The 25,263-nt window shown below is 66.6% G+C and carries 28 protein-coding genes; 16 read left to right on the forward strand and 12 right to left on the reverse strand.

What is annotated here, in order from left to right:
• Positions 1-84: 84 nt before the first annotated feature.
• The 3 genes from GBZ48_RS20860 to GBZ48_RS20870 form a co-directional block, all read right to left on the reverse strand.
• Positions 85-276: a hypothetical protein gene (locus tag GBZ48_RS20860; protein WP_174472750.1), complete on the reverse strand. Its 192-nt coding sequence runs from the start codon at positions 274-276 to the stop codon at positions 85-87.
• Between the two features lie 164 nt (positions 277-440).
• The gene (locus GBZ48_RS20865; RefSeq protein ID WP_174472751.1) at positions 441-605 is read right to left on the reverse strand and encodes a hypothetical protein; all 165 of its coding nucleotides are present in this window, start codon (positions 603-605) and stop codon (positions 441-443) included.
• 85 nt (positions 606-690) lie between these two features.
• Entirely contained in the window at positions 691-831 is a 141-nt protein-coding gene (locus GBZ48_RS20870; RefSeq protein ID WP_109047799.1) for a DUF1289 domain-containing protein, read from the reverse strand.
• Between the two features lie 222 nt (positions 832-1,053).
• On the opposite strand from GBZ48_RS20870, the gene GBZ48_RS20875 reads away from it, so the two are divergent.
• A complete protein-coding gene (locus GBZ48_RS20875; RefSeq protein ID WP_174472752.1) occupies positions 1,054-2,217 on the forward strand; it encodes an ATP-grasp domain-containing protein in 1,164 nt (387 codons plus the stop codon).
• On the opposite strand, the gene GBZ48_RS20880 is transcribed toward GBZ48_RS20875, so the two are convergent.
• From GBZ48_RS20880 to GBZ48_RS20890, 3 genes are all read right to left on the reverse strand, one after another.
• Positions 2,180-2,398 carry a DUF6494 family protein gene (locus tag GBZ48_RS20880; RefSeq protein ID WP_174472753.1) on the reverse strand — a complete coding sequence of 73 codons (219 nt, stop codon included), beginning with the start codon at positions 2,396-2,398 and terminating at the stop codon, positions 2,180-2,182. The two genes, GBZ48_RS20875 and GBZ48_RS20880, sit on opposite strands and share 38 nt — an antisense overlap.
• Before the next feature lie 254 nt (positions 2,399-2,652).
• The gene (gene dksA, locus GBZ48_RS20885) at positions 2,653-3,072 is read right to left on the reverse strand and encodes an RNA polymerase-binding protein DksA (RefSeq protein WP_012974451.1); all 420 of its coding nucleotides are present in this window, start codon (positions 3,070-3,072) and stop codon (positions 2,653-2,655) included.
• A gap of 274 nt (positions 3,073-3,346) precedes the next feature.
• Complete coding sequence (locus tag GBZ48_RS20890; RefSeq protein WP_174472754.1) at positions 3,347-3,772, reverse strand: flagellar assembly protein FliX; 426 nt, start codon at positions 3,770-3,772, stop codon at positions 3,347-3,349.
• A 230-nt stretch (positions 3,773-4,002) separates the two neighbouring features.
• Between GBZ48_RS20890 and GBZ48_RS20895 the strand changes: the two genes are divergently transcribed.
• The 6 genes from GBZ48_RS20895 (at position 4,003) to sciP (ending at position 9,537) form a co-directional block, all read left to right on the forward strand.
• Positions 4,003-5,145, forward strand: a complete 1,143-nt coding sequence (locus tag GBZ48_RS20895) for a flagellar basal body P-ring protein FlgI (RefSeq protein WP_174472755.1) — start codon at positions 4,003-4,005, stop codon at positions 5,143-5,145.
• Positions 5,145-5,534, forward strand: coding sequence for a rod-binding protein (locus GBZ48_RS20900; RefSeq protein ID WP_211105829.1), 390 nt, complete (start codon positions 5,145-5,147; stop codon positions 5,532-5,534). Before GBZ48_RS20895 ends, GBZ48_RS20900 begins: the two co-directional genes overlap by 1 nt.
• Positions 5,527-6,036, forward strand: coding sequence for a flagellar basal-body protein (locus tag GBZ48_RS20905; protein WP_174472756.1), 510 nt, complete (start codon positions 5,527-5,529; stop codon positions 6,034-6,036). The genes GBZ48_RS20900 and GBZ48_RS20905 overlap by 8 nt, the downstream gene beginning before the upstream one ends.
• 269 nt (positions 6,037-6,305) lie before the next feature.
• The gene (locus GBZ48_RS20910; protein ID WP_174472757.1) at positions 6,306-8,192 is read left to right on the forward strand and encodes a flagellar hook-length control protein FliK; all 1,887 of its coding nucleotides are present in this window, start codon (positions 6,306-6,308) and stop codon (positions 8,190-8,192) included.
• A 76-nt stretch (positions 8,193-8,268) separates the two neighbouring features.
• Positions 8,269-9,021: a flagellar hook assembly protein FlgD gene (locus GBZ48_RS20915; RefSeq protein ID WP_174472758.1), complete on the forward strand. Its 753-nt coding sequence runs from the start codon at positions 8,269-8,271 to the stop codon at positions 9,019-9,021.
• 189 nt (positions 9,022-9,210) lie between these two features.
• Entirely contained in the window at positions 9,211-9,537 is a 327-nt protein-coding gene (sciP, locus tag GBZ48_RS20920) for a CtrA inhibitor SciP (RefSeq protein WP_109047791.1), read from the forward strand.
• A gap of 83 nt (positions 9,538-9,620) precedes the next feature.
• Here sciP and GBZ48_RS20925 read toward each other — a convergent pair whose 3' ends face one another.
• The gene (locus GBZ48_RS20925; RefSeq protein ID WP_174472759.1) at positions 9,621-10,208 is read right to left on the reverse strand and encodes a TetR/AcrR family transcriptional regulator; all 588 of its coding nucleotides are present in this window, start codon (positions 10,206-10,208) and stop codon (positions 9,621-9,623) included.
• Positions 10,209-10,329: 121 nt separating this feature from the next.
• On the opposite strand from GBZ48_RS20925, the gene GBZ48_RS20930 reads away from it, so the two are divergent.
• A complete protein-coding gene (locus tag GBZ48_RS20930; RefSeq protein ID WP_174472760.1) occupies positions 10,330-10,773 on the forward strand; it encodes a MaoC family dehydratase in 444 nt (147 codons plus the stop codon).
• A gap of 72 nt (positions 10,774-10,845) precedes the next feature.
• Here GBZ48_RS20930 and GBZ48_RS20935 read toward each other — a convergent pair whose 3' ends face one another.
• The 3 genes from GBZ48_RS20935 to GBZ48_RS20945 form a co-directional block, all read right to left on the reverse strand.
• Positions 10,846-11,934, reverse strand: a complete 1,089-nt coding sequence (locus GBZ48_RS20935; protein WP_109047788.1) for a TRAP transporter substrate-binding protein — start codon at positions 11,932-11,934, stop codon at positions 10,846-10,848.
• A 726-nt stretch (positions 11,935-12,660) separates the two neighbouring features.
• Positions 12,661-13,548: an S-methyl-5'-thioadenosine phosphorylase gene (locus GBZ48_RS20940; protein ID WP_174472761.1), complete on the reverse strand. Its 888-nt coding sequence runs from the start codon at positions 13,546-13,548 to the stop codon at positions 12,661-12,663.
• Between the two features lie 75 nt (positions 13,549-13,623).
• Positions 13,624-14,307 (reverse strand): rhomboid family intramembrane serine protease, encoded by a 684-nt coding sequence (locus tag GBZ48_RS20945; protein WP_174472762.1) that lies wholly within the window; start codon positions 14,305-14,307, stop codon positions 13,624-13,626.
• Between the two features lie 237 nt (positions 14,308-14,544).
• Here GBZ48_RS20945 and GBZ48_RS20950 point away from each other — a divergent pair, with 237 nt between their 5' ends.
• Positions 14,545-15,342, forward strand: coding sequence for an oxepin-CoA hydrolase, alternative type (locus GBZ48_RS20950; RefSeq protein WP_174472763.1), 798 nt, complete (start codon positions 14,545-14,547; stop codon positions 15,340-15,342).
• Between the two features lie 68 nt (positions 15,343-15,410).
• Here the strand turns inward: GBZ48_RS20950 and GBZ48_RS20955 are convergent, their stop codons facing one another.
• Positions 15,411-16,889 carry a methyl-accepting chemotaxis protein gene (locus GBZ48_RS20955; RefSeq protein ID WP_174472764.1) on the reverse strand — a complete coding sequence of 493 codons (1,479 nt, stop codon included), beginning with the start codon at positions 16,887-16,889 and terminating at the stop codon, positions 15,411-15,413.
• 385 nt (positions 16,890-17,274) lie between these two features.
• Here GBZ48_RS20955 and dprA point away from each other — a divergent pair, with 385 nt between their 5' ends.
• Together dprA and topA are read left to right on the forward strand one after the other, a co-directional pair.
• The gene (gene dprA / locus GBZ48_RS20960) at positions 17,275-18,411 is read left to right on the forward strand and encodes a DNA-processing protein DprA (protein ID WP_174472765.1); all 1,137 of its coding nucleotides are present in this window, start codon (positions 17,275-17,277) and stop codon (positions 18,409-18,411) included.
• 46 nt (positions 18,412-18,457) lie between these two features.
• Positions 18,458-21,250 carry a type I DNA topoisomerase gene (topA, locus tag GBZ48_RS20965; RefSeq protein WP_174472766.1) on the forward strand — a complete coding sequence of 931 codons (2,793 nt, stop codon included), beginning with the start codon at positions 18,458-18,460 and terminating at the stop codon, positions 21,248-21,250.
• 63 nt (positions 21,251-21,313) lie between these two features.
• Here the strand turns inward: topA and GBZ48_RS20970 are convergent, their stop codons facing one another.
• Entirely contained in the window at positions 21,314-21,868 is a 555-nt protein-coding gene (locus tag GBZ48_RS20970; RefSeq protein WP_174472767.1) for a DUF4405 domain-containing protein, read from the reverse strand.
• A 208-nt stretch (positions 21,869-22,076) separates the two neighbouring features.
• Here GBZ48_RS20970 and GBZ48_RS20975 point away from each other — a divergent pair, with 208 nt between their 5' ends.
• The 5 genes from GBZ48_RS20975 to arfB all read left to right on the forward strand — a co-directional run.
• Positions 22,077-22,943, forward strand: coding sequence for an AraC family transcriptional regulator (locus tag GBZ48_RS20975; protein ID WP_246307353.1), 867 nt, complete (start codon positions 22,077-22,079; stop codon positions 22,941-22,943).
• Positions 22,944-22,966: 23 nt separating this feature from the next.
• Positions 22,967-23,689 carry an AzlC family ABC transporter permease gene (locus tag GBZ48_RS20980; RefSeq protein ID WP_174472769.1) on the forward strand — a complete coding sequence of 241 codons (723 nt, stop codon included), beginning with the start codon at positions 22,967-22,969 and terminating at the stop codon, positions 23,687-23,689.
• Positions 23,682-23,990 (forward strand): AzlD family protein, encoded by a 309-nt coding sequence (locus GBZ48_RS20985; RefSeq protein ID WP_174472770.1) that lies wholly within the window; start codon positions 23,682-23,684, stop codon positions 23,988-23,990. Before GBZ48_RS20980 ends, GBZ48_RS20985 begins: the two co-directional genes overlap by 8 nt.
• A 67-nt stretch (positions 23,991-24,057) precedes the next feature.
• Entirely contained in the window at positions 24,058-24,957 is a 900-nt protein-coding gene (rsmA, locus tag GBZ48_RS20990; RefSeq protein ID WP_246307354.1) for a 16S rRNA (adenine(1518)-N(6)/adenine(1519)-N(6))-dimethyltransferase RsmA, read from the forward strand.
• A partial coding sequence (gene arfB / locus GBZ48_RS20995; RefSeq protein ID WP_174472771.1) for an alternative ribosome rescue aminoacyl-tRNA hydrolase ArfB occupies positions 24,954-25,263 on the forward strand: 310 nt, incomplete at its 3' end. The genes rsmA and arfB, both read left to right, overlap by 4 nt.

Below are 25,263 nucleotides of genomic sequence, written 5' to 3' on the forward strand. Positions count from 1 at the left end.
GGAAATTGCTGCCGGCCGGTGGGTTGTGCCGGGCCGATGTTGCCGACTGGCCCTCTCTCGGCGAAGCCGACGCGCTCCGCCGCTTCAGCCTTCCAGCGACTGCCGCGATGCCGCGGTGAATCCATCCATCATGCCGACGGCCATGTTGCCGCCGATCCGCCCCAAAGCCGGACCGATGAGTTCGGTGGCACGGCGGTAAGCCTCGCGCTGGGCGACGCAGTCGATCAGGTCCGCCGCGTTGGTGACGCTCTGGGACAGGGTGAGGTCGCTCGTCATGGTTCGTCTCCCTCATCCCGGCCATGATCGGCCGGTCGAAGATGACCATAAACTCCCCTCACACCGCCCGCTGTTGCGTGCATCACGTTTCCGGCGCGACGCCATGAAACGAAACGGCCCGGCCCCTCATCGGGAGCCGGGCCGTCGCATGGCCGGTCGTCCGCTTACTGGTAGCCGCCTTCGCGGGCGCGCTCCCTGGCGGCTTCCTCCTGCGCCTTCACGGTCTCGCTGCCGATCTTGCCGCCCCCCTTGTTGCCGGGATCGGCGGGCTTCTGCGGTTGGTCGTCGCGGACGGCGTCGGCCGGTTGCTGGTTCGGCTTGTCGGCCATGATGCTGCTCCTCGATGGGTTTCGTCTGGCGATGACGAGGAAAACAGCAGAGGCGGAAGATCGTCGCGGAAATGGTCCGGCCGCCTCAGCCAGCCGGAGACTCGGGCTCGCCACCGGCATCGGCGCGCTCCAGGGCGGCGTTGATCTGGTCCAGCGTGCGGCCGCAACCGGTACAGACATCGCCGTCGATGGCGCACATGCCCAGGCAGTCGGGATCGTCGCTCATGAAACTGGCTTCCTTCGGGATTGGCGCTCAGGGGCCATCCCTAACCGAAAGGCCGCTCTGCCTCAAGCGGTCCGGTTCGAAGGCAGAGGCTCTCAAACTAGGGGGCTTCCCCTCCCTCGCATGCCTGCCGAGACAATGTACGGTATCGGCAGCGGTGTCGATTGCCGATAAAACGGTTAGGTATTAAACCATCAACCCGTTTTCTCCCACGCGAAGGTGTGCATGCCCACGGCATTGCTGGTGTCCTGCGCGATGTATCGCTACGGTACCGCAAGGATGCCTGCCGCATTGAAGGCGGCAGGGTTTCGTGTGTTCGTCATCTGTCCGAAGGACTCCCTGCTCGAGTTCTGCGACCAGATCGACGGCCGGCATTGTTTCTCTCCCGAACTGGCCGCCGATGACCTGACCGTGATCGCCGCGCGGGCGGCGGCACAGTTCCGGGCCGATATCGTCATCGGCTGCGAGGAATCCGCCGTCCGCGTGCTCGGCCGGGCGGGACGGTTGCAGGAGCGGGTAAAGGCGGACAGCGCCGACGCCCGAAATTTGCGGTTTGTCCAGGCCTGGTACAACGACGATCCCTGGGAAGAGAAGCGGTCTCGCTGTGTGGACATGGCCGCGGCAGCGGGCGTCCGGACGCCGCGTCAGGTCGCCGTCGATCCGCACCGTACCGCTGCGGCCGATCTGGCCGCGCTTGGCGAACCGCTTCTGCTGAAATACGACGGCAGTTCGGCCGGCCGCGGGGTGCTTTTCGCATCCTCCGCCGGACAGGCACTGGCCATGGCGGCAAGCCGGTCCGTGGAATACCCGGACCAGCAGGCGGTCGCGCAGGAATTTGTGCGCGGGCGCGCAGCGTCGGTATCGTTCTGCGCGCTTGGCGGGAAAATTCTGGAAGGCTTCGCCTACACGGTCCTGCGTCATGAGCCGGCCCCCTTCGGCCCGGCATCAGTGATCGAACTGACCCCCCATAACGGGCTGATCGACATGGCCCGCCGGATGGTGGAAGTGACAGGCTATTCCGGCTTCGGCGGCATCGACGCCATTCTGCCGGACGATGGCAGCCCGCCGGTTTTCCTGGAGCTCAATGCCCGGCCGACCCAGACAACCCATCTCGGCAACCTGGCTGGCAGCGACCTGTGCCGGGCGATGGCCTGCGCCCTGGCCGGGGAACCCTATGACGCGGTCCTTGGCCGAACCTCAGGCAGGCAGGTCGCGCTGTTCCCGAGCGAATGGGCCCGCGACCCCAACAGCCACTACCTGACCTCGGCCCACCACGATGTGCCATGGACCGAACGCCGGCTGACCGTCGCGCTCCTGAGCGTTACCCCGCAGCTCCATGGCACCCGGGCCGTCACTCCGGCGGCTGTTCAAGCGACAGCTCACCCGTAACTTCGTGTGTCAACTCGATGCCGTCAACCGTCAGCACCATGCGGGCCGACAGGGACTTCACTCCGTCCAGCCGTCCTTCGGCCAGCGCGCGGCCGACCGCAAGCTCGATCTCCCGCTGCGAGGTGACGCCGACCTGCTTCAGAAATTTACGCAGGTCGAGGTTCAGGGTCTCGTTGTCCATGACTGCCCTCCCGACTTGGAACCGTCGTTTCGAATGACGTTCCGAACCCCATGAGGACGGCTTGGTTCCATCGCCGGCCCTGAAACCAACGGATGCACGGCGGCGGCAACAGCCTTGAAACGACGAAAGCGCCGGTCGAAACCGGCGCTTTCCATCTGTTCGGTGCCATCTGTCCCGTGCAATGCCGACGCGACGCACCGCCCTGCCCCTGGTGAGCGGCACTGTGCGGCTCTGCGGGACAGGAAGGCGCGACGTCAGTCGTCGCGCTGGGTCCGTTCCATCCGCTCGTGACGCTCCTGGGCTTCGAGGCTCAGCGTCGCGATCGGTCGGGCATCGAGCCGGCGAACGGAGATGGGATCACCCGTCTCCTCGCAATAGCCGTAGCTGCCGTCGACCAGACGCTCCAGCGCGGCGTCGATCTTGGAGATCAGCTTGCGTTCGCGGTCACGCGTCCGCAGCTCCAGCGCACGGTCGGTCTCGGCCGAGGCGCGGTCGGCGATATCCGGTTCCTGGATACCGCCTTCCTGGAGGCTGTTCAACGTGCCGGTGGATTCCGCCAGCAGTTCCGCGCGCCAGCGCAGCAGCTTCTGGCGGAAATACTCCCGCATGATCGGGTTCATGAACTCCTCGTCTTCCGACGGGGAATAGTTCTGGGGCAGAAGCGGCGACGTCATCCGAAAGCATCCAGCGAAAAAGGGGTGATCCGGGCGGCGCGGAGTATAGGCACGCCACGGCACGACCGCAACCCATTGGTTCGCCCCCGCAACGACTAAACAAGCCCTTGGAATAAAAAAGATTTGTCAGCGTTGCAGATTCGCCGCCACCGGCTGGCGGCCATGAATGGGCGAATCCGGCCACCGCATGGGGCTCTCATCGGCGTCACCCTGCCCCACCGGCACGGGGCGCTCGCCTCAACACTTGAAGCGACCGTAAAAGCGACCGGCCGGTTCAGGAGGTCAGCTTCGCCAGTTCGACCTGGGCGCGCAGATCGATCTCGTCGAGGATTTCGGCCAGCCCCGGATCGTCGACCTGGGCACGGCGCGTCTGCACCACCTTCGCCAGATCGGTCAGCTTCTGCACCGACAGTGTACCGGACAGCAGCCCGTGCTGGATTTCCTCCAGACGGTCCAGCATCTCCTCCGCACGCATTTTGCCACGGGACGCACGCGCGGTGGCGTCGTCGGTGACGTCAACCTCCTGCAAGGCCAGCACGCCCGAAACACCGGCGGTGGCGGCGGTGCCGCTGACGCCATGGGCGGAGCCGGCCTCTCCCACCAATTGCTTGGAGAAGGCCGCGCCGGACGAGCCTTCGGCCTTGCCGGTGCGGCGGACAGACCCACCGCCGCGTATGTTTCCGGAGCCTTCGACTTTCATGATCCGTGCAACCGTTTGCAGTAAAGGATTCGTAAACGCGCACACAGTAGATGGATCAACCTTAACATCCGGTCAAGGCTTGCCGCAATCGGGCAAAAATTGCCGGCTGCCTGTGACCGAAAGGCGCCATATTCCGGGCGTTTTTCAGGACAGGCACCGAAAGCCGCCGTTTACGGTCTCTGGCACGGCGTTTGTATAGGGACGGGCACGAGTTCAGGAGTGTCCGCGTCATGATCCCCACCGCCTTTCGCCTTCTGCGCCGCCGTGCCGTCCTGGCCGTGCTGACCGCCCTTCTGGCGTTCGGCATTCCGGCCGCACCGGCACTGGCCGCGTCCGCCCGTATCAAGGACATCGTCGATGTCGAAGGCGTGCGCGACAACATGCTGATCGGTTACGGGCTGGTGGTGGGCCTGAACGGCACCGGCGACAGCCTGAACAACTCCCCCTTCACCGAGCAGAGCCTGACCGGCATGCTGGAACGGATGGGCGTCAACACCCGCGGCACCAACCTGCGCACCAAGAACGTGGCGGCGGTGATGGTGACGGCGACGCTGGGCGCCTATGCCGCGCAGGGCACGCGCATCGACGTCACGGTGTCGGCGATGGGCGACTCCAAGAGCCTGCTGGGCGGCACCCTGCTGGTCACCCCGATGATGGGCGCCGACGGCGAGGTCTATGCCGTGGCCCAGGGACCGATCGCCGTGTCGGGCTTCACCGCCCAGGGCCAGGGCGCCAGCGTCACCCGCGGCGTGCCGACCTCCGGCCGCATTTCCTCCGGCGCCATCGTGGAACGCGAGATCCAGTTCTCGCTGGCCGAGCTGCCGGTGCTGCGGCTGTCCCTGCGCAATCCCGACTTCACCACCGCCCAGCGGGTGGCGACCGCCATCAACATCCAACTGCGCGGCAACCGCGCCCAGGCGACCGATCCGGCCTCCGTCCTCATCAACGTGCCGGACTCGCGCCGCGGTGACGTGGTGGGGCTGGTGACGGAGATCGAGCAGCTGCGCATCACCCCCGATCAGGTCGCCCGCGTTGTGGTGGACGAGAAATCCGGGGTGATCGTGATGGGCGAGAATGTCCGCATCTCCACCGTCGCCATCGCCCAGGGCAACCTGACCATCCGCATCACCGAAACCCCGCAGGTCAGCCAGCCCGGCCCGTTCAGCCAGGGCCAGACCGCGGTGGTGCCGCGCACCGACATCCAGGTCGACGAGCAATCCAACAACCGCCTCGCCGTGATGAATTCCGGGGTGACCTTGCAGGAGTTGGTACAATCCTTGAATGCGCTTGGAGTGGGACCGCGGGACATGATCGCCATTCTCCAGTCGATCAAGGCCGCCGGAGCCCTGCAAGCCGAGATCGAGGTGATCTGATGACCATGAGCCCCGCCCTTTCCACCGCTTCGGCCGCGCGTAGCGCACCGCCCGCCTCGTCGCTGGTGGAGCGCGCCCAGGCCGCAGGGTTCGGCGTGCGCACCCTGGCAAAGATTTCCGATCTCGAGGCCAAGATCGACCCGGCAAAGCTTGCCCAGATCCGCAAGTCCGCCAACGAGTTCGAGAGCCAGTTCGTCTCGCAGATGCTGGGCCCGATGTTCGAGGGGATCGGCACCGACGAGACCTTCGGCGGCGGGCGCGGGGAAGAGATGTTCCGCCCGATGCTGATCGAGCAGTTCGGCAAGCAGATCACCCAGCGCGGCGGTTTCGGCATCGCCAATCAGGTTTACGGAGAGCTTCTTCGCGCCCAGGAGGCCAGCCATGGATAAGGTCGACGTTCGTTTCCCCCAGCAGCCCAAGCCGGCCGCCAACCTGCCGAAGAACGCTCAGGAGCGCGCGGTCGCGCTGATCGAACTGATGGGCCGCCTGACCGCCCTGCTGGACCGGGAGGCCGCCGCCGTCCGCGCCCGCCGCCCGGCCAAGGAGTTGGCGCAGATCGTCAAGGACAAGCAGCCGATGACGCTGGTCTACGAGGAGATCAGCCGCATGCTGCGCGTCGACCGCGAGGGGTTGATCGCACTGCCGCAGGAGTTGAAGACGTCGTTGAAGGACGCGACCGGCAAGCTCTATGCGGCCACCGCCGACAATGCCGAGGCCCTGCGCATCGGTGGCGAGGCGCAGAAGGTGATGGTCGACACCGTGGTGACCGTCATCTCACGCCAGCAGAAGGCGCCGACTACCGCCTACGCCGCCCACATGGGTGGCGGTCGCGGCTATTCCGCACCACCCAGCGGGCCGCGCACCTCGGCGGCGCTGAATACCCGGCTCTGATTCGATCAACCTCCATCCGTGACTGCCGAACTTTTCGGACGGCCGCCTCTCTCCACAGGGGCGGCCTTTTTCTTTTTGTGCCTGGTGGCTACGGCAAGAAAGGCCCCGCACCAGGCGGAATTTGCCGGTCAGGACCGTGCGATGCGGCGGGAACTGCCGTCCGGCTCCCGATCAAGGGCGCGATAACAGGGGGAGCGGTTGGCCCGTCCGTTGCATTGGTCCCAGCGCATCGCCGTCGGTGCGTTCCGCCGTCCCTGAGAGGCCCTTCCATGGAAGTCCAATCGAACAAAATCGCCGCGTCCTTGTTCGACGGCCTCAGCCAGTCCCAGCAGACGCAGGGGACCGGGACGAAGAACGACCTGTTCTCCAAGATGATGGACCGCATGCTGACCGATGCCGCGGCGCGCAAGCGCGAGCAGGCCGACGCGGCAGCCCGCGACTCCGCGAAGGACGCGGCGAAGGAAGCCGCGAAGGAAGCTGCAAAGGATGCCGCAAAGGATGCCGCAAAGGATGCCAGGGACGCCCGCGCCGCGGAGGCGCAGCGCCGGCAGCCGGTGCGCGCGGAGCCGAAGCCTGACCTGACCCGCGACAGGACCGTTGAAACCCGGCGCCAGCAGGATGCCGCCGACGCGACGCGTACGGCCGAGCCGAAGGCCGGCAAGGACGACGATCCGAAGGTTCAGGCCCGCCAGGAGGACCACCGTCCGGCCAAGGCCGAGAAGACGGCGAAAGACCAGCCCAGGACCGACAAGGCCAAGGGCAGCCCGGATAAGGCCAATGCCGACAAGGCGGATGCGGACAAGACCGATGCGGCGCCGGCCGGCGGCAGCGCCGATGCCGAAGACGCCGCCGCGACCGGCGATTCCGCCTCGGCCGACGCTGCCGCACAGGGCGAAACCATGGCCGACGCCGGCGGTGAGGACACCTCAGATGATTCTGCCGAGGGACAAGCCACCGCCCAACCCGCCGACCAGCCGTTGCCGCCTGTCCAGCCGACAGTGCAGCAACCGATCCCGCAGGCGAGCGACCTGATCCTTGCCGGCCTGATGCCGGCCGGACAGACGAAGGCGCCGGACAGCACAGATGACGCGGCCGGCGGTGCCGACGCCCCTGCAACCGGAGTGGCCGGGCCTGTCGATCCCGCCGCCCAGCTTGTCCAGGCCCAGGCCGCTGCCACCGGCACCACGGCGGCCGGTCAGGCAGGTGCGGAAGCCGCGGCGAAGGCCGGCAGCAAGGCCGCCACCGTCGGCGGCGACGCCGCGCAGACGACGGTGGCGGCCCAGGCCGAACCCGGCGCACAGCCCGACGCCGAAGCTCTGCCGACCGACGATGCCGCTTTGCCCGACCGCTTCGCCGATCTGCTGGCCGCCGCCAAGGCGAAGGCCGGTGATGTCAGACAATCCGGCAAGCATGCCGGAACCGAGGGCGGCAGCCGGAACGACGCCCAGCCCCAGGCGCCGACCGCGATGCAGCAGCCGACCCCACCCACGGCGCCGGCCATGCCGGTGGCGGAAGCGGTCACGGCAGCCGCGACGGGCACCGCTGCCAAGGCGCTGGAGGGTATCGGAAACGTCGAGGGAACCGCCGCAACCGGCGCTTCTGCCGCCAGCCCGCACACCCATCCGGCACTTGCCGCGATGGAAGGAATGCATGCCGGCATTCCCGGTCTCGACCAGCCGCAGGCCGCCACCGCGACCCTCCGTCCGTCGCGCGGCGCCGGCATGCCGATGGGCGTGCACGACCAGATCGCCGTCCACATCAAGAAGAGCGTCGCCGACGAGGTCGACCAGTTCACCATCAACCTGCACCCGGCCGAACTGGGCCGGATCGACATCAAGCTGGACATCGGCGCCGATGGCCGGGTCAATGCGATGGTCGCAGTGGAAAAGGCGCAGACGCTCGAACTTCTGCAACGCGACAGCCGCGGGCTGGAACGCGCCTTGCAAGACGCTGGATTGCAGACGGACGCCAACAGCCTGAACTTCAGCCTGCGCGGCGAGGGCAATCCCTTCGCCGGCGACGGCCGGGGCGACGGCAAGGGGACCGGATCGGGCAAGCGCGGCCGCGGCTTCGGCGGTGGCGGCGACGATGACGGATCCGACGCTGCCGTCTACACCGCGACGCTCGGCGACGGGCGCGTCGACATCCGCGCCTGAGCGGGGCGGCCAACCCGGCCGCATCCCGCCGTCGCATCAGAGAATTCGGCCGACAGTGCCATAAAGGACGACCGCCATGACCACGACCACCAACACGACCTCCAGCCCGACCCTGAACCAGTACGGCACCTATTCGGGTGGTCTCTCCACCGGGTCGAAGACGGCGTCCGAAACCTCCAAGACGCCCCAGACCGATGCCGAAAAGACCGCCTCGGCCACCAAGGGTCTGGGCGACAATTTCCAGACGTTCCTCACCATGCTGACCACGCAGATGAAGAACCAGGATCCGTTGAAGCCGCTCGACACCAACGACATGACCAAGCAACTGGTCGATTTCGCCAACGTCGAGCAGAACATCGGCACCAACAGCCGCCTGGACAAGCTGGTGCAGTTGCAGTCGGCCGGCACCGCCTCGACCAACCTCGCCTATCTCGGCCGCACCGTCGCCTTCGAAGGCGACAATTTCCAGTACACGCAGGGCATGACCCAGGCGCCGCTGGGCTACGAGTTGGCGACCTCGGCCAAGTCGGTGCGCGTCGACATCCTGGACTCCAACGGCAACATCATCCGCTCGATGCCCGGCGAAACCACCGCTGGCACCAAGCATGCCGTCAGCTGGGACTTCAAGGACAACAACGGCCGCGCGGTGCAGCCCGGCACCTATCGCATGAACGTGGCGCCGGTGTCCGAGAACAAGAACGACACCATCAAGACCACCACCTACACCTTCGGCACCGTCGCCGGTATCGGCAACAACAAGGACGGCGAGACGGTGCTGAACATCGGCACCAGCGAAGTTCCCCTGTCGAAGCTGACCACGGTCTACTGACCCGGATTCGTTGTACCGGCCGATTGCTGCAAGCCTGGACGGATGGGCCGATACGACCACCCTGTCCGTTCGGGTGAGCAACTACCACCCGATAAAAAGTTAACCCTTTCGTTTAGGCATTTGTTAAGTGCCGGCGCATACAGTACCCCAAAATCGTGGAATCCACAGTTTGGGTTGGAGCGTCCGCGCATGGCACTCATAGAATTCGACATCGGCGACGACTCTGCAGCCGGTGCATCGGTCATTGGTCCTGAGGGGCGTCCCATGACCGAAAACGACCTTCCCCCGCCCGACACCAAGCGTTGGGTGATGCGCCGCAAGGCGGAAGTGGTCGCCGGCGTCCGTTCGGGCCTGATAAGCCTGGAGGAAGCCTGCCGCCGCTACACGCTGTCGGTGGAGGAATTCCTGTCCTGGCAGCGGCTGATCGACAGCCACGGCATGCGCGGCCTGCGCGCCACCCGATTGCAGGACTACCGCCCCGGCCAGACGGTCCGCGACCGCATCGGCGCCGACTGACGCAACGTGCCCACGTAAGGAAGCGCTGCGGGACCGTCCCGCGGCGCTTTCTTGCGTTTGATGTGGTGCGAAGTCTCGGGTGACTATTTCTCCGCGCAGGCCCCATCGATCAGGGCCGCAGCCGCGCTCGCGACCGCCTCGTTGCCCGGCCCCAGATCCAGCACCCGGCCGGCGGCATAGGCGCCTTCCATCAGAAGCTGCAGCTGCCCGCACAGCCGGTCCGGATCGTCGGCGCCCGCCGAGACCGCCATCGCGTGCAGGCGGTCGCGGACCATGCGTTTGTGCGCCAGCGCCAGCGCCCGTGCGGGGTTGGCAGGATCGCGCAGTTCGGCGGCAGCGCTGGTGAAGGGACAGCCCTGGAATTTCGGATGATCGATCCAATGGCCGAGCGCGGTGAACAGCGCCTTCATCTGGGTGCGCGGGTTGCCGGGATGGCGGGCGGTCACCCGGTCCCACCAAGCGGCGTGCTGAACCATGTTGCGTTCCAGATAGGCGCAGACCAGATCGTCCTTCGACGCGAAATTCCGATACAGGCTCATCTTCGCGACGCCGGAGCGGGCGATGATCGTGTCGATGCCGACCGCGCGGATGCCCTCGCGGTAGAACAGTTCCGCCGCAGTGTCGAGAATCCGCTCGCGCGCCGGCTTCCTCTCGCCTTCGACTCCACCCATCCGCCAACCCCACCTGCTCACAACAGCCGGGTCCAAGCCCGGCATTGACAATGATACAGACCTGTCTCTACCATCGCAATGAAGAGACAGATCTGTATCATCAAGAATGGAGTTCCGGGGGATGCGCTATTTCGAGGATGTCGCGGCGGGCGACCGCTTCACCGGCGGGCCGGTCACGGTCGATGCGGCGGAAATCGTCGCCTATGCCGAAAAGTTCGACCCGCAGCCGTTCCATCTGGACGCCGAAACGGCGAAGGACACGCTGTTCCGCGGACTGGCGGCCAGCGGCTGGCACACCGCCGGGATGACGATGCGAATGATCGTGGGCAGCAACGCCGAACTGGCCGGCGGCTATATCGGCATGGGAGTCGACCAGATAAGCTGGCCGCGCCCGACCCGTCCCGGCGACGTGCTGCGCATCGAGATGGAGGTGCTGGAAGCCCGGCGTTCCGCCAAGCGGCCCGACCAGGGCGTGCTGCGGGTGAAGACCACCACCTTCAACCAGAATGACGAGGTGGTGCAGACCATGATCGCCAACCTGCTGGCCCCCGGCCGGCCGGCCTGACAGGAACAGGCCTGGAAAAAAGCCCCCGCATCCGGGACGGGATGCGGGGGCCGCAAGCTTCAGCCTATGCCGTCAGCGCTTCAGGCCGGCGGTGAAGGCGAAGTTGTCGAAGGAGTTCTCGGCCACCCGGAACCACAGATATTCGTCGTCGCGGAACTTCTTCCACGGCTCGTAGATCTTGGCGAACTTCGGGTTGGTCTTGGCCGTCTCGTCATACAGCTCGGTGGCGGCCTTGTAGCAGGCTTCCATCACCTCGCGCGGGAAGGGACGCAACTGGGCGCCGCCGGCGACCAGACGGCGCAGCGCCGCCGGGTTTTCCGCGTCGTACTTGGCGTTCATGGTCAGGTTGGCCTCGAAGCAGGCAGCCTCGAGAACGGCCTTGTACTGCTTGGGCAGCTGCTCCCACTGCTGCTTGTTGACCAGCAGCGAGACGTTCAGCCCGCCTTCCCACCAGCCCGGATAATAGTAGTACTTGGCGACTTTGTTGAAGCCGAGCTTCTCATCGTCATAGGGGCCGATCCACTCGGCGGCGTCGATGGTGCCCTTTTCCAGCGACGGATAGATGTCGCCGCCGGCGATCTGCTGCGGCACCGTGCCCAGCTTGGCCAGAACCTGCCCGGCGAAGCCGCCGATGCGGAACTTCAGACCCTTCAGGTCCTCGACGGTCTTGATCTCCTTGCGGAACCAGCCGCCCATCTGCACGCCGGTGTTGCCGGCCGGGAAGTTCATGACGCCATAGCCGTCGAAGAACTCGCGCAGCAGGGCCATGCCGCCGCCATTGTAGATCCAGGCATTCTGCTGGCGGGCGTTCAGGCCGAACGGCACCGTCGCGTCGAAGGTGAAGGTCGGATCCTTGCCGACATAGTAATAGCTGGCGGTGTGGCCGCATTCGACCGTGCCGTTCTGCACTGCGTCCAGCACCTGCAGGCCAGGGACGATCTCACCGGCAGCGAAGGGGCGGATGGTGAACTTGCCGTCGGTGGCGGCGGCGACGCGGGCGGCAATGGTGTCGGCGGCACCATAGATGGTGTCCAGGCTCTTGGGGAAGCTGGACGCCAGACGCCAATGAATCTCCGGCTGGCTCTGCGCGATGGCGGGGGCCGCAAGCGTGCTGGCAGCGACGCCGACACCGGCGGAGGTCAGGAAGGAACGACGCTTCATGAACGTTTCCTCATCGTTATGGCCATGGCGCCGGTTGAGCGGTGACGCCATTTGCCGAACAGAAGACACCATGGTGTCCGAACAATCCTAGAAATCGCAACGGCTTCCCGACAATTCGTTAAATTGCATAGCTTCCATTCCGGTTTTATTTCAGCACGTGAAAAATGCATGACACATGCGTGACTGAAGCGGCGCCAAGAAATGGTCACTCTATCCGGAGTTTTTCAAAGCAATGCATCGCGGGATTACACAGGATATCTGTATCCGCTCTGGCGAGTATCAATCAGCCGCATCGATCAACCGCAGAACCGTCTTGCCGTCGCCTGAATGGTTACATGTACAGATGATATAGGCGACGCGCGGAATGGCACCCACCCCTACTTTCGTTCATGCGCCAGAACCGAGGAGCACAGACACCATTCCATGTGATGGGCAAGCGCATCTCACGCGCATAAAAGAGCACCTAAAATTATATACAACTTACGCATTCAAAATGAATGGGATGCTTGGCATGTTTGCGCGGCGGTCGGGGCGGTGGAACGGCCACCGCCCGCGCCGCACCAACGGAGGGCAAGAGGATGGAGAAAACCCTCACTCTCCTGATCCTGCTGTGCAGGTGGTCAAGCTGGTGCTTGAGTAGCCGAACCGCTGAACGGGCGGGCGTGCCGGGGATTACGGCCCCGGTAGCCCGCTCCGAAAATAGTGCTTTCCCCCGTCGGCAACGGCTCAGCCCAGCGTGCGCTTCACGATCAGCGACAGCTTTTCCAGCATCGCCGGATCCCGGTGGCCGGGCGCCGTCATGATGGCGTTGTCGAGCGCCGTGTGGCAACCCTGGGCGCACAGCCCCTCGCGCCGCGCCACCTTCGGCGCCAGTGCCGCCACCAGAGAGCGGGCCTTGCCGGCATTGGCGACCACCACGCGGATCACCGCATCGACCGAGACATGGTCATGCCCCTCGTGCCAGCAATCGTAATCGGTGACCATGGCGACGGTCGCGTAGCACATCTCCGCCTCACGGGCGAGCTTGGCCTCCGGCATGTTGGTCATGCCGATGACGTCGCAGCCCCAGCTGCGGTAGAGGTTCGATTCGGCTACGGTGGAGAATTGCGGCCCTTCCATCACCATGTAGGTGCCACGCCGCTGGTGCGGAATGTCCAGCTCGGCCAGCGACTCCTCGATCAGGTCGCCCAGCCGCCCGCAGACAGGATGCCCCAGCGCCACATGAGCGACCAGCCCGCTGCCGAAAAAGGTCTTCTCGCGGGCGAAGGTGCGGTCGATGAACTGGTCGATCACCACGAAGGTGCCGGGTGGCAGATGCTCCTTCAGCGAACCGACTGCCGACACCGACAGGATCTCGGTCACGCCCAGCTGTTTCAGCGCATGGATGTTGGCGCGGAAATTCAGCTCCGATGGCGGAATACGGTGGCCGCGACCGTGGCGCGGCAGGAAGACCAGCTTCTGGCCCGCCAGCTCGCCGGTCAGCAGGTCGTCGGACGGATCGCCGAAGGGCGTCGTCACCTTGATCCAGCGGGTGTTCTCCAGCCCGTCGATGTCGTACAGGCCGCTGCCGCCGATCACGCCCAGAACTGTCTCGCCACTCTTTCCGTCGCTCATGAACCGCCGTCTCCCGCTGAAGATCGCGCGAGTATTTCGGTGACCGGCGTCGAATGCAACCGTTCAAGGCACTTTCTAAAGTCCGCCTTTCGCCCGGCTTCGCCCGGGCAGGATCAGCACTGCGCCCAGCAGCAGCCCGGCGGCCAGTCCGCCGGCATGGGCGCCCCAACCGACCTCGGCCAGCGGGGACTCGGCGTTCAGCGGTACGAGCGTCATCGCCGCGTTCAACAGCGCGAAGACCAGGATCGCCCCCTGCACCAACCGCCGTGGCAGGCGCCGCGACAGCAGACCAGCGCGCGGGCGCATCCACAGGAAGGCCCCCATCAGCGCGCAGATCGCCCCGCTCGCCCCGATCAGCGGCGCCATCCGGTCGGCGGCCAGCAACCCCTCCGTCAGCGCGGCCGCCACCGTTCCGGCAAGGAACAGCAGCAGATAACGGACATGACCGACCTCCCGCTCCACCACATCGCCCAGCAGCCACAGCACCGCCATGTTGGACAGCAGATGCGTGAGGTCGCCGTGAACCAGCACATGGCCGAACAGCCCGCGCCACAACGCGCCGGTGGGCAGCGGCCCGGCCAGCTCGACCGTTCCGAAGAAATAGGCGGGGACGAAGGCGAAGGATTCCGGCGGCAGCCGCAGGACGAAGGCCAGCACGCAGACCAGGATCACGGTGCGGTTGGCATAAGGCGGAACGGCCATGGCGACGACCGGCCCCCCTCTCCCACCCCGGCCATGCCGGTCCACCGCCAGCGCCATGCCCTGCCCCCCGCACAATCAGGTGCCGCAATCCCACGCCGCCACGGCTTTGCGCGGCGATAGGTCTCACCCCAATGTAGGAAGGGATATTCCGGAAAAACAGCGGTTTCCCGCGGCATCGGAGACGCTCCTATACCGGTCGGACGGATTGGAGCATCGCTCCCCGACTGGCACAGTCATTCCACCATCCGGCGAGGATCCGTCTGCCGGACAACGACAACCGGGGAAGAAACGACCATGAACGAACGTCAGGATACCGGCAGCATGACGGTTGAGCGCCAGGGCCGCGTCATGGTGCTGACCATGAGCGACGCCGGCACCCGCAACGCGCTTGGTTTGAAGATGATGGCCGACGGCCGCGATGCGCTGGACGAGGCGACGCACGATCCCGGCATCGGTGCCATTGTGCTGACCGGCGCCGGTGGCGCCTTCAGCTCGGGCGGGCATCTCAACAACCTCTATCACCATGGCAGCCGGTCACGGTCGGAGAACCGGGACGGCATCGAGCGCTTTCACGGCTGGGTCCGCGCCATGCGCGAATGCCCCAAACCGATCGTCGCCGCGGTGGAGGGTCCGGCCGCCGGCGCCGGCTTCTCGCTGGCGCTGGCCTGCGACCTGATCGTCGCGGCGGAGGACGCGCAGTTCCTGACCGCCTATGTCAAGGTCGGGCTGACCGCCGACGGCGGCGCCTCCGCCTCCCTCGCCCGCGCGCTGCCGCCGCAGCTCTATGCCGAGCTGATGCTGACCGGCGGCCCGGTCGATGCCGCGCGTCTGCACGCGGCCGGCGTGGTCAACCGCGTCACCGCCCCCGGACAGGCGCTGGCCGGAGCAATCGCCTGGGCCGGGACCATCGCCGAAGGGCCGAGCGGTGCCATGGGCCGGGCCAAGAAGCTGATGGAGCTGGCCTATGGCAGCTTCGCCACCCAGCTTGCCCGAGAAAGCGACCTGTTCGTCGAAGCCCTGCACCATGGCGAAGCGAAGGAAGGCATCACCGCCTTCTTCGAGAAGCGGCCGCCGACGTTCCATAGGCGCTGACGGACGCGAACAGCCGGGCGCCGTGGGATGCGGCGCCCGGCCCTCGTATCCGTGGCCGCGCCCGGGCGTCACCGCACGAGAACGTGCGCCGCCTCCTTGGTCCGTTCGACCGCACCGGCCACCTGGCTGACCGCGCTGGAGATGGCGGCGACGTTGGAGGTCACAGTCTCCACGGCGGCCGACGCGCTCTGCATGTTGGACGACATGTTCTGCGTGACGGCGCTCTGCTCCTCCACCGCCGACGCCGTGCCGGCCACATGCTCGCGCACCACCGCGACGGCTTCGCGGATGGCGCTCAATGCAGTGGCGACCTCGGCCGAGGTCGACTGGATGCCTTCGATCTCAGCGGAGATCTGTTCGGTCGCCTTGCCGGCCTGATTGGCGAGGTTCTTCACCTCCGACGCGACGACGGCGAAGCCCTTCCCCGCCTCCCCGGCGCGCGCCGCTTCGATGGTGGCGTTCAGCGCCAGCAGATTGATCTGGCCGGCGATGCTGTTGATCATCCCGACGATGCCGTTCATCGCCTGGGCCGCCGCCGCCAGCCGGTCGGTGCTTTCCGCGACAGCCACCGTGCGGTCGAAGGCACCGTCCGTCGCCGCGCGGGCGCGGGTCATGCTCTGGGAAATCTCGGCAATGGAGGCGACCAGCTCCTCCGCGCTCGCGGCCACGGCCTGGACGCTGGCGGAGGTCGAACCGGCGGCATGGTTGGCGGAGTCCGCCTCCCCCATCGACAGGCGGAGCGCCTGGTCGACCTCGCCGAAATTCTTGTCGATCATGATCTTGAGGTTGTTCAGCAACGAGACCTGCGCGGTCACGTCGACGGCGAACTTGACCACTTTGACGACCCGCCCCGTCTCGTCGAGGATCGGGTTGTAGGCGCCCTCGATCCACACTGGCTTGCCGGATTTGGCGATCCGCTTGTACTGCGCCGCCTGGAATTCGCCCCGCCGCAGCGTGTCCCAGAAACGGGCATAGTCCGCACTGTCGCGGTAGGCGGTCTCGACGAACATGCTGTGGTTCTTGCCGACGACCTCATCCAGGCGATAGCCCATCACCTTCAGGAAATTGTCGTTGGCCTTGGTGATGACGCCCTCGGTGGTGAACTCGATCACCGCCTGCGATCGGTTGATCGCCGTCATCTGGGCCGCATAGTCGAGGTTTTGCAGCCGTTCCCTGGCATTGGCCCATTCGACGGCAAAGCCGATGCGCCGCCCGCCCTCGGTCAGCGGCGTAACCAGCAGATCGAACTGGTGCCCGCCTAGCTCCAGGGTGGTGCCGTGGGGCTTGGTCAGCGATGCCAGCAGCGTGCGGTGCTGGCTCGGTTCCTTGTGGAACTGGTCGAGGCTGCTGCCGACCAGACGATTGAGATCCAGACGCGGCAGGTCCCGGCGCAGGTCGCTTTCCACCTCGCGCAGCAGCGCAACCAAGGCGGGATTGACATGAACGATGGTCAGAGCGTCATCGGTCACCATCACCTTTGTCCGCACTGCGTCGAGCGCCGCCATCCTGCGCTCAAACGCCAGAGTGTGCTTCCTCCGTCCGAACATTGGCCACCCCACGTGAGTACTCTACTATGCACGCGAATGATAACGATAATTGCAGAAGTTTCCATAAGGATAAATCTGTCATGTTGTGACAATTTCCATGATTCATAAAGCATCCAGATGTCATGGAACGCGAGTAACCATAGAATTTATGTGCAAGTCTTGAAGATGAATTAAAGCTAATATCTTGACCCCAGCTTAGCAGATGAAATTTCGTTACCGTTATGAAATAATATTGTTTCGCAAACGCATGCCACCAAGCGCGTCTGGTGGCGTTGCCACAGGTACGCCACCGCCGACCCGTGCAGGAGCGGAAATATCAAATCCAGCGTTAAATAACGCGAATGTATGTTGAACCAGTCGATACCAAGTTGTAAATATTTCCGCCATGACACAACCGCGCCGCCCTTTGACCGACGCCGAACGGCTCGACTGGATCCGCCTCATCCGGACGGAGAATGTCGGGCCGATCACCTTTCACCGCCTGCTGGATCAGTATGGCAGCGCCGCCAAGGCGCTCGACATGCTGCCGGATCTGGCGCGGCGTGGCGGACGGGCCAAGCCGTTGCGCATCGCCTCCAAGGCCGAAGCGGAGCGGGAGATGCAGGCCAACCGCCGTTTCGGCGCCCGTCTGCTCTGCGCCTGCGAGCCGGATTACCCGGAACCGCTGGCCGCGGTGGACGATGCCCCGCCGGTGATCTCGATCATGGGGCACGCCCATCTGTTGCAACGGCGCGCGGTCGCCATCGTCGGAGCGCGGAACGCCTCGCTGAACGGCAAGAAATTCGCCGAATCGCTGGCGCGCGACCTCGGGACGGCCGGGCTGCTGGTGGTTTCCGGCCTGGCCCGCGGCATCGACACCGCCGCCCATGCCGGTTCGCTGGCCAGCGGCACCGCCGCGGTGCTGGCCGGCGGTATCGACGTCGTCTATCCGCCGGAGAATGAGGGGCTGTACCGCGACATCCTGGCGCAGGGCGTGGTGGTGGCGGAAAGCGCCATCGGCACCCAGCCGCAGGCCCGCCACTTCCCGCGCCGCAACCGCCTGATCTCCGGCCTGTCGCTGGGGGTGCTGGTGGTGGAGGCGGCCTTGCGCTCCGGTTCGCTGATCACCGCGCGGATGGCGCTGGAGCAGGGGCGCGAGGTGATGGCGGTGCCGGGCTCCCCGCTCGACCCCCGCTGCCATGGCACCAACAACCTGCTTCGCCAGGGCGCCACGCTGGTGGAGCGCAGCGACGACGTGCTGCGCGCCATCGAAACCCTGCGCCCGCCGACGCTGGCGGAACGGCAGCCCGACCTGTTCAGCGCACCCGCCCTCACCCCCGGCAGAGCGATGGAACCCGACGAATCCGACCTTGCCAAGGCGCGTGCCGTGGTGCTGGAAAACCTCGGTCCCTCGCCCGTCACCATTGACGAACTCGTTCGCGGGTGCCAATTGTCCGCTCCGGTGGTGCTGACCGTGGTTCTGGAACTTGAGCTTGCCGGCCGAGTCCAGCGTCTTCCCGGTCATCAGGTCTCTCTCGCCTGATCGGCGCCGCCTTGGTTTGAGTGGGCATACGCGAAGGGCTGGTTTCTTGCCGGGCAGCAACGTCGTCATCGTCGAATCGCCGGCCAAGGCGAAGACCATCAACAAGTATCTGGGCGACGACTACACCGTCATCGCCAGCTTCGGCCATGTCCGTGACCTGCCGGCCCGGGACGGCTCGGTGCGCCCGGACGAAGACTTCGCGATGGAGTGGGAGCTGGGCGACCGCTCCAAGCGCCACATCGATGAGATCGCCAAGGCGGTGAAGTCGGCCGACCGCATCTACCTCGCAACCGATCCGGATCGCGAGGGAGAGGCCATCGCCTGGCATCTGTCCGAGCTCCTTCGCGAAAAGCATCTGTCCGACAACCGCGACGTCCAGCGCGTCACCTTCAACGAGATCACCAAGTCGGCCGTCCAGACCGCCATGGCCAACCCGCGCGCCGTGTCGCAGGAGCTGGTCGACGCCTATCTGGCGCGCCGCGCCCTGGATTATCTGGTCGGCTTCACCCTGTCGCCGGTGCTGTGGCGCAAGCTGCCGGGCTCCAAATCGGCCGGCCGCGTGCAGTCGGTGGCTCTGCGCCTGATCTGCGAGCGCGAGTCGGAGATCGAGGTCTTCAAGCCGCAGGAATACTGGTCGATCGCGGTGGGCTTCACCACGCCGGCCGGCGCCGCCTTCACCGCGTCGCTGACCCAGCTGGACGGCAAGCGCCTCGACAAGTTCGGCCTGCCCAACCGCGAGGCCGCCGAGGCCGCGGTGGCGCGGATCCGTCCTCAGGCCTTCGCCGTCTCGACAGTGGAGCGCAAGCAGAGCCGCCGCAACCCGTCGCCACCCTTCACCACCTCCACCCTGCAGCAGGAGGCCTCGCGCAAGCTGGGCTTCGGTGCCACCCGCACCATGCGCACGGCGCAGAAGCTGTATGAGGGCGTGGACATCGGCGGCGAGACGGTCGGCCTCATCACCTATATGCGAACCGACGGCGTCAGCCTGTCGCAGGAGGCCATCGACGGTGCCCGCGGCCTGATCGGCACGCAGTATGGCGAGCGCTACGTTCCGGCCCAGCCGCGCGTCTACAAGACCGCCGCCAAGAACGCCCAGGAAGCCCACGAGGCCATCCGCCCCACCGACCTGCACCGCCGCCCCGACTCGGTGGCCGGCTATCTGGAAAGTGACGAGCTGCGGCTCTATGAGCTGATCTGGAAGCGTACCCTGGCCAGCCAGATGGAAAGCGCCGTGCTGGATCAGGTGGCGGTCGACATCGCCAGCCCGTCCAAGGACGTGGTGCTGCGCGCCACCGGCTCCATCGTCGTGTTCGACGGCTTCCTGAAGGTCTATCAGGAAGACCGCGACGACGCGGCCGAGGACGAGCAGCAGGAACGCCGCCTGCCGGCCATGGACCAGGGCGATGATCTTTCCCGCGGCGACATCAATCCGGAACAGCATTTCACCCAGCCGCCGCCGCGCTACTCCGAGGCCAGCCTCGTCAAGAAGCTGGAGGAGCTGGGGATCGGCCGCCCTTCCACCTATGCCTCGATCCTGCAGGTGCTGCAGGACCGCAATTACGTGCGGCTGGACAAGCGGCGCTTCATCCCCGAAGACCGCGGCCGGCTGGTCACCGCCTTCCTGGAGAACTTCTTCCACCGCTATGTGGAGTACAACTTCACGGCGGAGCTGGAGAACCAGCTGGACGAGATCTCCGACGGCAAGATCGACTGGAAGACCGTCCTGCGCGATTTCTGGACCGCCTTCGACGTGGCGGTGAACGGCACCAAGGATCTGACGATCACCCAGGTGCTGACCACGCTCGACAACGAACTGGGCGCCCATTTCTTCCCGGCCGCCACCGAGGACGGCCATGACCCGCGCGTCTGCCCGGTCTGCCGGGAGGGCCGGCTGGGACTGAAGCTGGGCAAGATGGGCGCCTTCATCGGTTGCTCGCGCTATCCGGAATGCCGTTACACCCGGCCGCTGGCCGTCGCCAACGACGAGAACGGCGAGGCGCAGGAAGGCCCGCGCGAGCTGGGCAACGATCCGGAGACCGGTTTGCCGGTGACGGTCCGTCGCGGCCCCTACGGCGCCTACATCCAGCTCGGCCCGGCGCCCGCTGCCGCCACCCCTCCGGTGGAGGAGCCGCCCGTGGAGGAGCCTGCGGCGGACGGCAAGAAGCCGAAAGCGAAGAAAAAGAAGAAGGACGAGGCGCCGAAGCCCAAGCGGGTTTCCCTGCCCAAGGGCATGGCCGCGGCCGACGTCGATCTCGACACCGCACTGAAGCTGCTGGCCCTGCCGCGCGTCATCGGCAACCATCCGGAAACGGCCGAGGAGATCAGCGCCGGCATCGGCCGCTTCGGTCCCTACCTGAAGCATGGCAGCGTCTACAAGTCGCTGACGCCCGACGACGACGTTCTGACCATCGGCATCAACCGCGCCGTCGACCTGCTGGCCGGCGCCGCCAAGAAAGCGTCGGCCCCGGCCAAGACGCTGGGCGACCACCCGAAGACCGGCAAGCCGATCACCATGGGGTCGGGCCGCTTCGGGCCCTATGTGAAGCACGCCAGCGTCTATGCCTCGATCCCGAAGGGGACCGAGCCGGACAGCGTCACGCTGGAGCAGGCGCTGGAACTGATCGACGCCAAGGTCGCCAAGGACGCCGCCAAGAAGGGCGGCAAGGCAGCCAAGGACGCCGAGCCGGCCAAGGCCGAGAGTGCGGAGGCGGAGAAGCCCGCCAAGGCGAAGACTGCGGCCAAGAAGCCGGCCGCCAAGAAGGCGACCAAGGCCAAGGCTGCGAAGGATGCTCCCGCCGAAGCCGCCGCGCCGAAGAAGAAGACCGCGAAGGCGTCGTAACCGCCTTCGCCACCCTGGCAGTTCCCCCTCCTCCCATCGGGACGAGGGGGAATTCCATACCCCTCAGCGTGCCCGCTTCGCCGCCAGCATGCTGGCGATGGCCGCACCGCTCTTTCCGGCACGCTCTCCGATCACGGTCAGCGTCTCGCCCGGTGCAGCGTCGATGTTCGCAGCCTTCAGCACCTCCACCGCCTTGTCGGGCGCCAGCCCCAACGCCGGAGCGGCGGCTTCCAGACGGGCCCCGGACAGGGCACCGAACACCGCCCCCGGATTGGCCCCGCCGCCCCCGGTGGTGCCGGTCATTCCGGTGAAGACCACCGAGACGATCAGGCTGCTGGCGAAGGCCGCCTGGGCAGTGTGCCGTTTCAGATAGCCGAGGAAAGCGCGCCAGTTCTTCGCCAGATGCCACAGCGCGATGGCGGAGAACACCACGCTCAGCCATTCGTGTGAGAAGCGCACCAGCCCGGCATTCCAGTGCAGAAGCAACATGATGCCGGTTACGGTGGACACGACGAAGGTGACGATGGTGACAGGCGTCACCACGTCGCGGGTCATGGTCTTGGAAATGGTGGTGTTGGCATTGGAGGTTTTGGAGTTGGACAGGTTGGAAACGGTCATGGCAGTCGCTCTCGATCCGGTGTCTATTCTTGTTGGCAGCCATGATTGCGCGCGACTGTAACCGGACGATATCGGCCAGGCTGACGCTGTGTAACAGTGTGTAACGCACCGGCCGCATGAGGCTCCTGCCAGCAATCCTGTCCAAGACGACCGGGGCGCCCGCCTGTTAGACTGCGGCATGGACCAGCAATCCGCCCTAGATCCCTCATTGAACCGGACAGAAACCGGCGGCGGCGACTTCGCCCGGCTGTGGCGGGAGGCGCGCTTCGACGGCATGGAATGCCTGAACGCCCGCTTCCAGCGCCACAGCTACGCCCCGCACACGCACGAGACCTATGTGATCGGCGTGATCACCGCCGGGACCGAACTGTACCGCTGCCGCGGCACCGAACGGGTGGCGCGGGCCGGACAGGTGGTGGTGCTGGATCCGGAGATCCTGCATGACGGCCGCCCGGCGGCCGACGGCTATGCCTACCGCATGTTCTATCCCTCGGTGGCGCTGTTCGAACAGGCGATGGCCGATGCGCTGGGCCGGCCCGCGGCACCGCATTTCTCCGCCATGGAACTGGACGACCCGGAGCTGTTCCAGGTCCTGCGCGGCCTGCACCATGGGTTGGAGGGGCCGTACCGCGAACCGCTGCGCACCGACACCGACGCGCTGCGCGCCTTCACAGCATTGGCCTTGCGCCATGGCGACCTGACGGCGCGGCCACGTGAGGCGGGACGGGAACCGGCTGCGGTCCGCCGCGCGCGGGAGTATCTGGACGCCCATCTCGACAGCCCGGTCGAACTGGCCGATCTGGCGGAGGCGGCCGGGCTCAGCCGCTTCCATCTGCTGCGTGTCTTCCGGGCGGCAGTGGGAACGACGCCGCACGGCTATCTGACCGACCGGCGGGTCGCCCAGGCCAAGCGGCTGCTGGCGGGGCCCCTGCCGCTGGCCGACGTGGCGCTGGTTTGCGGCTTCTGCGATCAGGCGCATTTCAACCGGGTGTTCAAGGGGCGGGTCGGCGTCTCTCCCGGCCAGTACCGGCGCGGCAGCAATCCCATCCAAGACGCGCCCGCCGCGGCCGCCTAGCTTCCCCACCCATGAGCACAGAAATGAGCACGGGCAGCTTCGCCGTACCGGCATCCCCGCGGCAGGACTTCGCGTCGGGTGTCGTCCATAGCCTGCCCATCGTGGCGGGCGCCATCCCCTTCGGCTTCCTTCTGGGCAGCCTCGCCGCCAAGGCTGGCCTGTCGGCGCTGGACATGGGGCTGATGAGCGCCCTGGTCTTCGCCGGCAGCTCCCAGTTCGTGGCGGTCGAGCTTTTGGATAAGGGCAGCGCTGGACTGGCGGTGGTCGGCGCCATCCTGCTAGTCAATCTGCGCCACCTGCTGATGGGGGCGACGCTGGAGCCGCGCTTCCGCGGCGTGCCCCGGGCACGGGCCGGGCTGGCGCTGTTCTTCATGACCGACGAGCAGTGGGCGCTGGCCCTGCGCCGCGGCCCGGAGCTGTCGCTGGCCTACTGGTACGGCGTGGCGGCGACGCTCTATCTGGCGTGGCTGTCCAGCACGGTGGCCGGAACGCTGGCCGGCGCGCTGATCGCCGACCCGACCGCCTGGGGGTTGGATTTCACCTTCATCGCTGTCTTCCTCTGCCTGCTGGCCGGGTTCTGGCGCGGAGCCGGATCGCTGCCGCCCTGGCTGGCGAGCGCCGCTGCCGCACTGGCCGTCCATGCGCTGTCCTCCGGCGGAACCTGGCACATTCTGGCCGGCGCCGTGGCTGGCGGGGCGGTCGCGGCCCTCCAGGCGAAGGGGCAAGGGAGGACCCGCAATGTCTGAGACCCTGAATCTTGACTGGAGCGTCTTCGCCATCGTGCTGGGCGGAGCGCTGGTCACCTGGATGACGCGGATCGGCGGACCGTGGCTGATCGCGCGGGTGCGGCTGGGTCCGGCAGCGAATGCGGCGCTGGAGGCGACGCCAGGCGCCGTGCTGGTCGCCCTGGTGGCGCCGGCGGCGCTGTCGCGCCCGTCCGACGCACTGGCTGCCGCCTTCGTCTGCTTGATCGCCCGGCGCGTGCCCATGGTCGTTGCGGTGGTCGCCGGCGTGGTGGCCGTGGTGGTGCTGCGCCGCCTGATCTGACCCCCGCATTGGCCAAGTTGCAAACTGCCGTCTGGTGAAGCGCGCGGGGGATGCCTATAAGTCGGGGATGACCAACCCGATCTCCGCCCCCGCCGCGACCACCACGGTTGCCACCGCCGCTTTCGACCCGCACGCCCTGCCTCCGCTGCGCGACGTGATCGCGCGCTTCGGGCTGGAGGCGCGCAAGTCGCTGGGGCAGAATTTCCTGCTCGACCTGAACCTGACGGGACGGATCGCGCGCTCGGCCAACCTGCCGGCCGGCACCACCGCCATCGAGGTCGGTCCCGGTCCCGGCGGCCTGACCCGCGCGCTGCTGGCGACCAACGCGGTGAAGGTCATCGCCATCGAACGCGACCGCCGCTTCATCGAAGCCCTGGCCGACGTCATCGAAGCCTCGCAGGGCCGCCTGTCCATCGTCGAGGCCGACGCCCTGACGGTCGATCCGGAGGAACTGGCGCCGGCTCCGCGCGCCATCGTCGCCAACCTGCCCTACAATGTCGCCACACCGCTCCTGCTCGGCTGGCTGGCGCGGATCGAGGCCTATGTCAGCCTGACGCTGATGTTCCAGAAGGAGGTCGCCGACCGGCTGGTCGCCAAGCCCGGCAGCAAGGCCTATGGCCGGCTGTCAGTCATCACCCAATGGCGATCCGACGCCCGCGTGCTGTTCAACCTGCCGCCGCGCGCCTTCACCCCGCCGCCGAAGGTCGAATCCACGGTTGTCCACCTGACCCCGCGGGCCAATCCGGAACCGGCCGACTGGCGCGCCCTGGAGCAGGTCACCGCCGCCGCCTTCGGCCAGCGCCGCAAGATGCTGCGCCAGAGCCTGAAGTCGCTGGGCAGTGCCGAAGCGCTGCTGGAGGAGACCGGGATCGCCCCCACCGCGCGGGCGGAGGAGATCGACGTCGCCGGGTTCGCCGCGCTGGCCCGCGCCTTCCGCGCCCGCAACCCACTTGAGAGTCCGGCATGATCCGGATCACCCCCCGCATCAGCCTGGACGAAAGCGAGTTGCAGGAGGAGTTCATCCGCGCCTCCGGCCCCGGCGGACAGCACGTCAACAAGACCGAGACGGCAGTCCAGCTGCGCTTCGACGTGCGCCACTCCCCCAACCTGCCCGACCCGGTCCGCTACCGGCTGGAACGGTTGGCCGGGTCGCGGCTGACCCAGGACGGAGTTCTGATCCTGGTGGCCGACCGCTACCGCTCGCAGATGCGCAACCGCGAGGATGCCCGCGAGCGCCTGATCGATCTGATCCGCGAAGCCGCCGCCCCTCCCC

It is taken from the genome of Azospirillum melinis (assembly GCF_013340935.1).
GTDB classification, from domain to species: Bacteria; Pseudomonadota; Alphaproteobacteria; order Azospirillales; family Azospirillaceae; genus Azospirillum; species Azospirillum melinis.